The organism is Parageobacillus sp. KH3-4 (assembly GCF_022846435.1).
In the GTDB taxonomy this organism is placed as follows: Bacteria; Bacillota; Bacilli; order Bacillales; family Anoxybacillaceae; genus Parageobacillus; species Parageobacillus thermoglucosidasius_A.
In genome coordinates, this window is sequence record NZ_AP025627.1 from 2639577 (window position 1) to 2652067 (window position 12491).

15 protein-coding genes are annotated in these 12491 nt (G+C 45.6%); all 15 read right to left on the reverse strand.

Translation table 11 applies throughout. The features are described 5' to 3' along the window. Nucleotides 1-6: 6 nt before the first annotated feature. The 15 genes from topA to rpsP all read right to left on the reverse strand — a co-directional run bounded on the left by topA (nucleotide 7) and on the right by rpsP (nucleotide 12400). A complete protein-coding gene (topA, locus tag MWM02_RS13280) occupies nucleotides 7-2082 on the reverse strand; it encodes a type I DNA topoisomerase (RefSeq protein ID WP_064551046.1) in 2076 nt (691 codons plus the stop codon). A gap of 91 nt (nucleotides 2083-2173) precedes the next feature. After that, on the reverse strand, nucleotides 2174-3067 hold the full coding sequence (gene dprA, locus MWM02_RS13285; protein WP_244402208.1) for a DNA-processing protein DprA: 894 nt from the start codon (nucleotides 3065-3067) through the stop codon (nucleotides 2174-2176). A gap of 156 nt (nucleotides 3068-3223) precedes the next feature. Beyond that, on the reverse strand, nucleotides 3224-4126 hold the full coding sequence (gene sucD / locus MWM02_RS13290) for a succinate--CoA ligase subunit alpha (RefSeq protein WP_064551048.1): 903 nt from the start codon (nucleotides 4124-4126) through the stop codon (nucleotides 3224-3226). A 17-nt stretch (nucleotides 4127-4143) separates the two neighbouring features. Continuing rightward, nucleotides 4144-5304 (reverse strand): ADP-forming succinate--CoA ligase subunit beta, encoded by a 1161-nt coding sequence (gene sucC / locus MWM02_RS13295; protein ID WP_244402209.1) that lies wholly within the window; start codon nucleotides 5302-5304, stop codon nucleotides 4144-4146. A gap of 118 nt (nucleotides 5305-5422) precedes the next feature. Then, complete coding sequence (locus tag MWM02_RS13300; protein WP_064551050.1) at nucleotides 5423-5704, reverse strand: EscU/YscU/HrcU family type III secretion system export apparatus switch protein; 282 nt, start codon at nucleotides 5702-5704, stop codon at nucleotides 5423-5425. Further along, nucleotides 5701-7296 (reverse strand): hypothetical protein, encoded by a 1596-nt coding sequence (locus tag MWM02_RS13305; protein WP_244402210.1) that lies wholly within the window; start codon nucleotides 7294-7296, stop codon nucleotides 5701-5703. The genes MWM02_RS13300 and MWM02_RS13305 overlap by 4 nt, the downstream gene beginning before the upstream one ends. Continuing rightward, complete coding sequence (locus MWM02_RS13310) at nucleotides 7283-8089, reverse strand: ribonuclease HII (RefSeq protein WP_244402211.1); 807 nt, start codon at nucleotides 8087-8089, stop codon at nucleotides 7283-7285. Before MWM02_RS13310 ends, MWM02_RS13305 begins: the two co-directional genes overlap by 14 nt. Before the next feature lie 75 nt (nucleotides 8090-8164). Then, on the reverse strand, nucleotides 8165-9010 hold the full coding sequence (gene ylqF, locus MWM02_RS13315) for a ribosome biogenesis GTPase YlqF (protein ID WP_064551053.1): 846 nt from the start codon (nucleotides 9008-9010) through the stop codon (nucleotides 8165-8167). 21 nt (nucleotides 9011-9031) lie between these two features. Next, nucleotides 9032-9583 carry a signal peptidase I gene (lepB, locus tag MWM02_RS13320; RefSeq protein ID WP_064551054.1) on the reverse strand — a complete coding sequence of 184 codons (552 nt, stop codon included), beginning with the start codon at nucleotides 9581-9583 and terminating at the stop codon, nucleotides 9032-9034. 98 nt (nucleotides 9584-9681) lie between these two features. Further along, complete coding sequence (gene rplS, locus MWM02_RS13325; protein WP_064551286.1) at nucleotides 9682-10029, reverse strand: 50S ribosomal protein L19; 348 nt, start codon at nucleotides 10027-10029, stop codon at nucleotides 9682-9684. 139 nt (nucleotides 10030-10168) lie between these two features. After that, the gene (gene trmD, locus MWM02_RS13330; protein WP_167359573.1) at nucleotides 10169-10903 is read right to left on the reverse strand and encodes a tRNA (guanosine(37)-N1)-methyltransferase TrmD; all 735 of its coding nucleotides are present in this window, start codon (nucleotides 10901-10903) and stop codon (nucleotides 10169-10171) included. Then, nucleotides 10903-11421: a ribosome maturation factor RimM gene (gene rimM / locus MWM02_RS13335; protein WP_244402212.1), complete on the reverse strand. Its 519-nt coding sequence runs from the start codon at nucleotides 11419-11421 to the stop codon at nucleotides 10903-10905. The genes trmD and rimM overlap by 1 nt, the downstream gene beginning before the upstream one ends. Before the next feature lie 15 nt (nucleotides 11422-11436). Then, nucleotides 11437-11823 carry a YlqD family protein gene (locus MWM02_RS13340; RefSeq protein WP_064551057.1) on the reverse strand — a complete coding sequence of 129 codons (387 nt, stop codon included), beginning with the start codon at nucleotides 11821-11823 and terminating at the stop codon, nucleotides 11437-11439. A 53-nt stretch (nucleotides 11824-11876) separates the two neighbouring features. Then, nucleotides 11877-12113, reverse strand: a complete 237-nt coding sequence (locus MWM02_RS13345; protein ID WP_064551287.1) for a KH domain-containing protein — start codon at nucleotides 12111-12113, stop codon at nucleotides 11877-11879. Between the two features lie 14 nt (nucleotides 12114-12127). Then, on the reverse strand, nucleotides 12128-12400 hold the full coding sequence (rpsP, locus tag MWM02_RS13350; protein ID WP_064551058.1) for a 30S ribosomal protein S16: 273 nt from the start codon (nucleotides 12398-12400) through the stop codon (nucleotides 12128-12130). Between the last annotated feature and the right edge of the window lie 91 nt (nucleotides 12401-12491).

Here is a 12491-nt window from a genome sequence, read left to right on the forward strand (position 1 = left end):
TATTCGTCAAGATTGTGGTTCTTCTTCGTAGTCGCATGATGTGCATTGCACTTGCACACCTTTTTTCAATTTCTTTTCCACTAACAACCCTTCGCATTTTGGGCATCGACGGGCAAGCGGCTTATCCCATGAGACAAAATCGCATTGCGGGAAACGGTCGCATCCGTAAAAGATCCGCTTTTTCTTGCTGTTGCGTTCGACAATATTGCCTTCATGGCATTTTGGACATTTGACGCCGATTTCCTTGACGATCGGCTTTGTGTTGCGGCATTCTGGAAAATTCGAGCAAGCGACAAATTTACCGAAGCGCCCCATTTTATATACCATCGGGCTGCCGCATACTTCGCAATCGATTCCTGCCGGTTCATCCTTAATCTCAACTTCTTTCATTTCCTTCTCCGCGATTTGCAGCCGTTTTTCAAACTCCCGGTAGAATTCGTCAACCACTTTAACCCATTGTACTTTTCCTTCTTCAATTTCGTCTAAATTCTTTTCCATTTTTGCTGTAAATTCCACATCAATAATCTCCGGGAAAAACTCTAAAATAAGTTCCACCACAATTTCTCCGAGTTCTGTCGGAACAAAGCGTTTATTTTCTAGCACGACATAGTTCCGCTTTTGAATCGTATCAATCGTCGGCGCATACGTGGACGGCCGGCCGATGCCAAGCTCTTCTAGCGTTTTCACAAGCCGCGCTTCCGTGTAGCGAGGAGGCGGCTGAGTGAAGTGCTGCTTCGGTTCAATATCCTTGCTAACAACGGTTTCTCCTTCCTGTAAATCTGGGAGAAAGCGGTCCTGTTCATCTGTTTGGTCGTCCGTTCCTTCCACATATACTTTCATAAAACCAGGAAATTTTACTTTCGAGCCGCTTGCCCGAAAGATCACCCCTTCGTTTTCCAGCTCAACGCTCATCGTATCTAGAAGCGCGGCCGCCATTTGGCTTGCGATAAAACGTTCCCAAATCAGCTTGTACAAGCGGAACTGATCGCGGGTTAAATACGGCTTTACCTTCTCCGGGTCGCGGAACACAGACGTCGGGCGAATCGCTTCATGCGCATCTTGCGCATTCACACTTTTCTTTTCTTTTCGCTTTTCTTGCGCGGCAAACTCTTTTCCAAACGTCGCTTCTATATAAGAGAGCGCCTCTTGTTGCGCGCTTTCCGATACTCTTGTCGAGTCCGTGCGCATATAAGTAATTAATCCGACCGTTCCTTCGCTGCCAAGATCAATTCCTTCGTATAGCTGCTGGGCGATCATCATCGTTTTTTTCGTGCGAAAGTTGAGTTTCCGTGCTGCTTCCTGCTGCAAGGAAGAGGTTGTAAACGGCGGCACTGGATTGCGTTTCCGCTCCTTTTTTGTCACCGATGTTACCGTAAAGTGATTGCCGTTGATGCGCCGCAAAATCGCGGAAACGTCTGCTTCGTTTTTTAATTCAAGCTTTTGCCCGTCCACTCCATAGAAAGAAGCGGTAAACGTTTCGCTTCCTTTCACAAATTCCGCTTGAATCGTCCAATACTCTTCCGGCTGAAATTGTTTAATCTCTTTTTCACGATCAATGATCAAACGCAGCGCTACGGACTGGACGCGCCCCGCGCTCAAGCCTTTCTTCACCTTTTTCCAAAGCAGCGGGCTAATGTTGTAGCCGACGAGCCGATCCAACACGCGGCGCGCTTGCTGCGCGTCCACCAAATTCATATCGATCGCCCGCGGATGTTGAAATGACTCCTTAACCGCGTCTTTCGTAATCTCATTAAAGACAACGCGGCAATCGGAATGAATGTCAAGATCGAGCATATTTGCTAAATGCCAAGCAATCGCTTCCCCTTCGCGGTCCGGGTCTGCAGCAAGAAACACTTTTTTTGCTTTTTTCGCTGCTGTTTTTAGCTCTTTAATGATCTGTCCTTTTCCGCGAATCGTGATATACTTTGGCTCATAGCCATTATTTATATCAACGCCCATTTGGCTTTTTGGCAGATCGCGAACATGTCCCATCGAAGCTTTCACTTTATATTTTTTTCCTAAATATCGCTCGATTGTTTTCGCTTTCGCCGGCGATTCCACGATGACAAGATAGTCAGACATCAAACTTCCTCCCTTAAGAGGTAAATTTAAAATCTTCATTATTATTAATGATTCTTATGACATTTGTCAAACAAGATATGAAAAAATTCCTTCACCTCTTTGCAAAAAAACAAGAAAACTCCTCGAATATATCGCTGGCGGAATGAACTAATTTTGCCCCTTGCTGTATTAACATGTTCGGCCCTTTTGACTGCTCCAAAAAAATCGGTCCAGGGACGGCAAACACTTCTCTGCCTTGCTCTAACGCCAACGAAGCGGTAATCAATGAGCCGCTTTTCTCTTTCGCCTGCACGACTACCGTTCCGAGCGATATTCCGCTGATGATCCGATTGCGCAGCGGAAAATGCCACTTTTGCGGCCGTACGTGCGGCGGATGTTCGGATAAAATGAGGTGTCCGTCCATCAATCGTTTTGCTAGTTTTTGATTTTGCTTTGGATATATATGATTGACCCCTCCTGCAATGACAGCAATTGTCTTCCCTCCGTTTTGCATTGCCATTTCGTGCGCCAGCGTATCGATGCCAACCGCAAGGCCGCTTACAATGATCCAGTCGTTAGCGACAAGCGGTGGAACTAATCGCCGCAATGATTTGATTCCTTCTTTTGTCGGCTGTCTCGTGCCGACAATGCTAATCATTTTTAATGACGACAAAAGACGGAGGTTTCCTTTCGCATATAACACCCACGGTGGCTCGTAAATATGTTTTAGCAAAAGTGGGTAGTCTGAGTCAAAAATAGTGATGACATGAATATCGTTGTCCTTATATGTTTTTATCATACTTTGAATATGAAGGGAATGTAAATCTTGGAAAAAGAGTGTATATTGCGGCAACGACAAGGGGATATACGTTTGCAACACAGAGGATGGAAAAGTAAATATAGAGGCGAAGGTAGGGTCGATTTTAAACAACCGATGAATGGTTTTCCAGCTCGCCCCGCGGCAATGATGAAGATGAATGAGACGCTCGCGAACCGATGAGTACATCGTATCTTCCTTTCCGTTTTTACTTCAAAAATGTTTCATCAAAACATTGTGGCATGCATATTTTTACGCGGCACGCTGCCAAATCAGCAGGCACATTCAATAGGAAATCATAGAAGAAAATCGCCCCGCATGAAAAGCGATGCGGGACGATGCCTATTAATGCGTTTTGCATTTTTCGTAAAGCCCTCGTTCTTTCAAAACAGAAATTAATGTTTCGCCGATGACCGCCGGCGTTTCGGCAACTTTAATGCCGCATTCGTTCATTTTCTTAATTTTTTCCGCTGCCGTTCCTTTGCCGCCGGAAATAATCGCGCCAGCATGTCCCATCCGTTTTCCTGGAGGTGCCGTTTGGCCGCCGATAAAGCCGACGACCGGTTTCGTCATGTTCGCTTTTACCCATTCCGCCGCTTCTTCTTCCGCCGTGCCGCCGATTTCGCCAATCATGATGACGGCATACGTTTCTTCATCTTCGTTAAACGCTTTTAACACGTCGATAAAATTCGTGCCGTTGACCGGGTCGCCGCCGATTCCGACCGCTGTCGATTGGCCGATGCCGGCTTGTGTCAATTGATGAACTGCTTCGTACGTTAACGTGCCGGAGCGGGAAACGATGCCGACGTGGCCTTTTTTATGAATGTAGCCTGGCATAATGCCGATTTTGCATTCTTCCGGCGTAATGACGCCCGGGCAGTTTGGCCCGATGAGGCGGGTTTTCTTCCCTTCCATGTAGCGTTTGACTTTCACCATATCCAAAACCGGAATGCCTTCGGTAATGCAAACGACAAGGTCTAATTGTGCATCGACCGCTTCCATAATCGCGTCAGCGGCAAATGCTGGCGGAACGTAAATGACAGAAGCGTTTGCTCCCGTTTTTTCTACCGCTTCGGAAACGGTGTTAAACACCGGCACTCCTTCGACCTCTGTACCGCCTTTTCCCGGCGTTACACCGCCGACAATTTTCGTGCCGTACTCGATCATTTGTTTTGTATGGAATAATCCTTGTGAACCTGTAATCCCTTGTACGATCACTTTTGTATCTTTATTAATAAAAACGCTCACGTTTCTCCCTCACCTTCTTAACGTACTAACTCCACGATTTTTTGGGCGCCGTCTGCCATCGATTCAGCAGCAATAATATTTAAACCGGATTCTTGTAAAATCTTTTTCCCTAATTCTACGTTCGTTCCTTCTAGGCGAACGACGAGCGGAAGATTTAAGCCGACTTGCTTCGTTGCTTCGACGATCCCGTTTGCGATGACATCGCATTTCATAATGCCGCCGAAAATGTTGACGAAAATTCCTTTTACTTTCGGATCGGAAAGGATGATTTTAAACGCTTCCGTCACTTTTTCCGTTGTTGCGCCGCCGCCGACGTCCAAGAAGTTGGCCGGCTCGCCGCCGTAATATTTGATGATGTCCATCGTCGCCATCGCAAGGCCGGCGCCGTTTACCATACAGCCGATGTTTCCATCAAGCGCGATATAGTTTAAATCATATTTCGACGCTTCCACTTCTTTCGGATCTTCTTCATCTAAATCGCGGTATTCTAAAATATCTTTATGGCGGTACAGCGCGTTCGAATCAAAGTTTAACTTCGCATCCAACGCCATCACTTTACCGTCGCCTGTCACAACAAGCGGGTTGATTTCCGCAATCGAGCAGTCTTTTTCGACAAACACTTGATAAAGTCCCATCATAAATTTGGCAGCCTGATTCACAAGCTCTTTCGGAATGTTGATGTTAAATGCTAAACGGCGCGCTTGGAACGCTTGCAAACCTACCGCCGGATCGATATACTCTTTAAAAATTTTCTCCGGCGTTTTCGCCGCCACTTCTTCGATTTCGGTGCCGCCTTCTTCCGAGCCCATCAATACGACGCGCGAAGTTGCGCGGTCAACGACTAAGCCGATGTAATATTCTTTTTTAATGTCGCAGCCTTCTTCAATGAGCAAGCGCTTTACTTCTTTTCCTTCCGGACCGGTTTGATGCGTAACAAGCACTTTTCCTAACAGTTCGCTCGCATATGTACGAACTTCATCTAAGTTTTTCGCTACTTTTACCCCTCCGGCTTTTCCGCGCCCGCCGGCATGGATTTGCGCTTTCACGACGCAGACAGGAGTCCCTAATTCTTTTGCCGCCTTTACCGCTTCCTCAACAGTAAACGCTACGCGGCCGTTTGGCACGCTGACACCGTAGCTTCTGAGGATTTCTTTTGCTTGATATTCATGAATATTCATGCGCTAACCTCCTAGTACAAAACTAAAAAAGTTCTAGCGTTTTCATTTTATAATGATATTTTCCACATTGTCCACCATTTCGACATAAAATTGAAAAATTTCAAAAGGGAAAACCTTTTCAGTTACTATCATTCATTTTTACATGTTTGTCCAAACGATAAACAAACGCAAATACCTCGGCGACAAGATGATACAAATCTTCGGGGATGACCTCGTTTATTTCCAATTCGCTCAATAATTGGACGAGCGACGGATCTTCTTGTATCGGAATCCCATGTTGTTTAGCGGCATCGATGATCGCCTCCGCCACATGCCCTTTCCCTTTGGCAACCACCACCGGAGCTTCATGGACGTTCGCATTATAGGAAAGCGCCACTGCTTGTTTTTTTTCATTTTTCATATACGGTAATCCACCCCGCTATAACGTTGTTCAAATACGAAATCCACAGGTGCCTTTTTTTGTTTAGGCGTTTCGATTTTCAACGCAGACAACGTATATCCGTGCTCCTCAAGACGCTCTTTCAGCATCGGTTGAAAATCGTTTGCGATTTCGGACAAATGCGGAGTGTCGTTGATGACAGAAACATGGACAATGCGTTGTTGTACACGCACGTCGACTACCGTTTCTTTTAATTTGTCTAGATAAAAATAAAAAACGATGCGGCAATAATCCGGGTCGATTTTCCCATTTTTTTGCCGTTTTCCTTGCCAGTGAATCGCTACGTCCGTCCGCTGTTCTCCAAGCTGAATCGGAATTTGCATGAATATATGCTGCAGCGGTCCTTCAGCTTGGGATAATAGTTGCTGACCGGTGACATGGTGCAGAAGCGTCTGCAACGCTTCTTTTAACTCCGGTTCATGCACGTTTTCTAACGCTTGCAAAAGCAGCGATTTTAAAGATGTCATCGTCGCCTCCGCAAGCGTTTTTGTTTCCATCGCCAGGCGTATATTGGCCTCATGCTGAAGCCCAAGCTTTTGAAGTGCTTCTTTTAGCACATGAAAAACCGATGAAGCAACATGATGGTCGGACTGTGTTAAAATAGTGGAAAAAAGCCGTTGTTCTTCATCCGCAAGAGAACCGGCCGCATATGATGCGTAAAGCGTCTGAAAACGTTCCAAAAATTGCTGCTCTTCAAAGGCTGGAAACAACGACTGTAAATATTGCTTGATTTGCTGTAAATTCCCGTTTTTCACGGCATCTTGCAATTTTGCCAGCTGTTCAGAACTTATGTTGCTTTGCATGGCAGCCAAGCCGAGCTTGTTCAGCAGCTGCTGCGCTATCTTTCGTTCGGGCTGCCGCAATGATTCTAGCAATTTCACGAGAACCTCATACGCGCTTCTCGGGCTGTTCGTTATATCTTGCAAATAGCGGCGCAACGCTTGTAATGATTCTGTCTGTCGTTCAGGCGGCAAAGACGCTAACAGTTTTTCGGCATTTTGCAATTGCCGAAAAAGCGGCGAATCATTTTGCACCGCCAACAATGAGAAGAAAACATTTTTCGTAAGCGGAAAACGCCGGGCAAACATATAGCGAAAAGTTTCCCAGCCTTTTTGCTTATCTTCTAATTGCCCGATCCATTGGACCGCTTTTCCTATATCTTCTTTAGCAATCGGTATTTTTTCTTGTAGCACAAAACGGAGAAAAGAATGCGCATCGCCCGGCAATTTCCATTTTCGGATCAGATATTGCGCCGCTTCATCGACATCGAAGGGGAGTGATGGATGGTTTCTCCCCTCTTTATCAATGATTTTCCAATAGATTGTATCGTTTTCGGCCATGACTTCGAATAAATAATGCTTCCCTACTTGCAAAGGGGTGCGTAGCCGCGCTGTTACGATTTCATCTCCGACGCGAACAAGAGCAAGCTTTTCTTTTTCAGTTTCTCCTTGTATGCTTTCGATTTTTCCATAGACGACTTGTCCGTGGCGGAACCGCTCGCGTGCCGCATCGCCGGCCGGAAAGATCGGCAACGTTTTGTCAATGCGGTTCATCATACTGCTCTCCTTCTTTCTTCGCTTTTATCATTTCTTTAATTGGGGAAAAAGAACGGCGGTGTTCATCAATTGTGCCGTATGTGCGAATCGCTTCTAAATGTTGGGCGGTGCCGTACCCCATGTTCTTTTCAAACCCATATTGCGGATATCGCTTTGCCAGCTGTTTCATAAAATGGTCGCGCGTCACTTTGGCGATAACGGAACTTGCCGCAATCGAAACGCTATTGGCATCTCCTTTGACGATGCTTTGTTGCGGCGTTGGGATAGGAAGCGTCATCGCGTCAATTAATAAGTAATCCGGTTTTGGCGAAAGCTGTTCGACAGCTTTGATCATCGCTTTTTTCGTCGCTTCGTAAATGTTGATTTCATCGATTTCCGCAGCGGTGACGACACCGATGCCGATCGAAACCGCGCACGATTGAATCATGTGAAATAACGTTTCCCGCTTTGCTTCCGACAGCTTTTTCGAGTCGTTTAACCCTGGTATATACGCGTCTTTCGGCAGTATGACCGCCGCGGCAACGACCGGACCAGCAAGAGGTCCGCGTCCCGCTTCATCGATGCCGGCTATGTACTCGATTCCTTGTGCAAACAACTGCCGCTCATAGCGCGACATTTCTTGCCATTGTCTTTTTGCTTGTTCTTCTTGCCGCTTTTGCTTATGCCAGCGCGCAACAAGCTGCTGCACGCTTTTTCGCTCATCTTGCGCAATCTCCTTAAACAGCGGATCATGTTCGTCATTTATTTGTTGCAATAACGCTTGTATCTCTTTGACGGTATATTGATTCACTTCTCCTGTCCCTCTCTTTAATATTTATATCGGCATCCCGACAAAAAAATAAAGCCCGATTCATTTCGCGGGCTTTTACGGCGTTTCAAAACTAATTCTCCCTAATTTTTCCGTACGAATATCATGAAGCACGATTTCCGCGACTTTATCATAGTCAACTGCCCCTCCGCTGACGAGACAGCCGCGCCGTTTGCCAATCGCAGCAAACAGCTCCACGATTTCTTCTGGAATGCCATCAAGCGAATAGCGTTCCTTTAACCGTTCTGGATAATGCTGTTTCAAAAAATTTAACGCATATACGGCAACATCTTGCAAATTTAAAATCGTATCTTTAATTGCGCCGGTGGTAGCAAGCTTCAGCCCGACTTCTTCATCTTCAAACTTCGGCCATAAAATTCCCGGCGTATCAAGAAGCTCCATTTCTTTGCCAACTTTAATCCACTGCTGCGCTTTCGTGACACCCGGTTTATCACCTGTCTTTGCAATATTTCTTCCGGCAAGGCGATTAATCAGCGTCGATTTTCCGACATTCGGAATCCCAACAATGAGCGCGCGCATCGGGCGAGGATTTTTTATTCCTTTCGCCGCCATTTTCGCAAATTTGTCTTTCAGCATCTCTTTTGACACCGCGACAATTTGTTTAATTCCTGTACCGGTTTGCGCATCGATCGCTAACGCGCGCAACTGTCGCTGTTGAAAATAGGCAATCCATTGCTGCGTGATCGCTTCATCCGCCATATCCGCTTTGTTTAATAAAACGATGCGAGGCTTATTTCCGAGGATTTCATTAATCATTGGGTTTCTTGACGACACGGGAATGCGCGCATCGAGCAATTCAAAAACGATATCGATTAGTTTCAGTTTTTCCTGCACTTCGCGCTTCGCCTTTGCCATATGTCCTGGAAACCATTGAATCGTCATATGCATCACCTATAATTGCTATTATTTCACAACGCGTGCGTCAGAAAGCGGCCAATATACGATACTAGCTTTCCCGACGACTTTCTCCATCGGTATAAATCCAATGTGGCGGCTGTCTTTGCTAAAGCGGCGATTGTCGCCCAACACAAACAAATAACCTTTTGGCACCGTTTTTCGCCCGGTAATCTCCTCTAAAGTGAACGGCTCCGTCAGCGGGCCATCCACTACTTGTTTTTTATATTCGTCCAAGTACGGTTCGTCGTACGGTTTACCGTTTACATACAGCGTGTCGTTTTTATATTCAATATGGTCACCCGGCAAACCGATGACCCGCTTAATATAGTCTTTTCCTTCTTCAGCATGAAAGACGATAATATCAAATCGCTGCGGTGTGCCGATTTTATAAGAAAGCTTGTTGACAATCATCCGATCGTGATTATGAAGAGTCGGCATCATCGACAGCCCATCCACAATAATCGGCGCAAAAATAAAATAACGAATGCCGCCCGCAAGTAAAATGGCGATGACGATTGCTTTTATCCATTCCTTCAGTTCGCTTTTTTTCTTTTCCATCATTCTCCCACCTAATCTTTAGCTATTATGACATAACGACAGGGATGTGAAAAAAGGAGCTTGCCATCAAGCTCCTTTTCCCCGCTTCACTATGTTCATTATTGAACGTTTTCTTTAATGCGCGCTGCTTTACCGCGAAGTTGGCGCAAATAATACAATTTCGCGCGACGTACTTTACCGCGGCGAACCACTTCCAATTTCGCAATTTTCGGTGTATGCACTGGGAAAGTGCGCTCTACGCCAACACCGTAAGACACTTTGCGGACCGTGAATGTTTCGCTAATGCCTGCGCCGCGTCGTTTAATGACGACGCCTTCAAATACTTGGATGCGCTCACGGTTTCCTTCGATGACTTTCACATGCACACGCACTGTGTCACCAGGGCGGAAATCCGGTAAATCTGTCCGCAATTGCTCTTTCGTAATTTCTCGAATTAAATGATGCATATCATTTTCCACTCCTTCCAACAGATGTTCATGACAATGCTTTTTCATCATTGCAGCGGAACATCGTTTTCCTCGCTTAAGCAAACTGCTTAAGTTACACAAGGAATATAGTAGCATAAACTTGTATCATGCGCAATAGCTACTGTTCTTCTTTTTTCCATTCTTCGATCCATCGTTTTTGCTTTTCTGTTAGCGGGTAGTTTTCTAGCAAATCCGGTCGGCGCAAAAACGTTCGTTTTAACGACTGTTTTTCGCGCCATTCTTCAATGAGGCGATGATTTCCTGATAAAAGCACATCAGGAACTTTCATGCCGCGGAAATCAGCGGGGCGCGTGTAATGCGGATGCTCGAGCAAACCGGAGCTAAACGAGTCATGCACGGGGGAAGCTTCATTGCCAAGCACGCCGGGAAGCAGCCGGACGACGCTGTCGACGATGACCATCGCACCTAATTCCCCTCCTGTTAATACGTAATCCCCAATCGAGATTTCATCAGTCACTAAATATTCGCGGATCCGTTCATCATAGCCTTCATAATGCCCGCAAATCAGCACTAAATGGTCCTCTTTCGCCAGCTCTTCCGCTTTTTTTTGCGTGTACCGCTCCCCTTGCGGACAGAGCAAGATGATGCGCGGGCGTTCGGAATCTTTTGTTACATGGGCAACCGCATCAAAAATCGGCTGCGGCTTTAGCACCATTCCCGCCCCGCCGCCGTACGGATAATCATCGACCGTTTTATGCTTGTTGTCGGCGAAATCGCGAAAATTAATCACATTTAGCGAAACGGCTTTCTTCTCTTGGGCTTTTTTCAAAATCGACTCATTGAATACACCTGTAAACATATTTGGAAATAATGTCAATATATCGATTCTCATCATTCAAGCAGCCCTTCCATTGGGCGGATAGTAATAATTTTCGCTTCTACATCGACGTTTTTCACAACGTCCTCTATATACGGAATAAGCACTTCTTTGCCGTTATTCCGTTTCACCACCCATACGTCGTTGGCACCCGGCGTTAAAATCTCGCTCACCGTTCCGACCGTTTCTCCTTCTTCGGTAACGACCGTACAGCCAATAATTTCATGAAAATAATATTCTCCTTCGTTTAACTCGCCAAGTTGGCTTTCCGGCACTTTCAGCATCGCGCCTTTAAACTTTTCGACAAGGTTGATGCTGTCATATCCTTCAAACGAAAGCAAATCGAATGACTTATGAACACGGTGGCTTTTGACGATTACTTCGATCGGTTCTTCCGATTTCTCCATAAAAATATATAACGTATTTCCTTTTTTATAACGTTCCTCTGGAAAATCAGTGCGGGAAATCACGCGCACTTCGCCGCGAATGCCGTGCGTATTAACAATTTTCCCAACATTAAACCACTTTTCCATCGAATTCACCCCTTCTTAGCGAATCTCTTTGACGATTCCGTCTTCAATGATAATGGCACGTTTGGAAATGACATTTTCCCATTTGTCACCGATCTCTACGTCAATGAGCGCTTGCACTTCCCGCTCTTTTAACTCGCTGCCTAACGGTAAAATATGTAATTGTTCGAGCTGGAAATCAAGAAGTTTTATTTTCTCTAATCTTGTATCCATTTCTTTTGAAAAATATTGCTTAAGAAGGGAAGAAGAATATTTTCCAGTCTTTTCGAGACGTTTTTGCTCGAAACGAAGCTGCTCGCATTCCCGCATCAGCTGTTGTTTTTGCGCCAAAAATGCCTCACGAAGCGCTTGTTTGCTTTTTTCTGTGACGATTTGCCGCACTTCGATCGTTTGGATAATTTTCATAACGTCACTCCTAACGAGAACGAATATAGAAAAAGGGAGAGGAAAAAACGCCCTCACCCTTTTTCTTCCACTTGCACGATCACGCGTTTCGGCTGACGCGCCGCCGCAGCATATACGACCGTGCGAATCGCGTGAATCGTGCGGCCTTGTTTGCCAATCACCTTGCCAATGTCTTCTTTGTGCACAGCCAATTTGTAGGTGATTGTCTGTTCATCCTCGTCGCTTGTCACAAAAACCGCTTCAGGATGATCGACAAGCGCTTGTACGATCGTTTCGATTAATGATTTCATGCGCATCACAGACATTATTTGCCGTATTTTAAGTTATGAAACTTCTCTAAAATGCCTTGTTTCGACAAAAGGTTGCGGACCGTATCCGATGGTTTTGCGCCGTTTTGCAGCCATTTCAGCGCGAGTTCCTCGTCAATTTTGATTTCCGCTGGATCCGCAAGAGGATTATACGTGCCGATTGTTTCGATGAAACGTCCGTCGCGCGGAGAACGAGAGTCTGCCACCACGATGCGATAGAAAGGTTTTTTCTTCGCGCCCATGCGTTTTAAACGAATTCTTACTGCCATGTTATTTTAGCACCTCCGTAAATAGTTCACACAAGATAGTATATTAACAGTAATCATGTAGTTTGTAAAGTGTTTTTTCTTAACACATCAT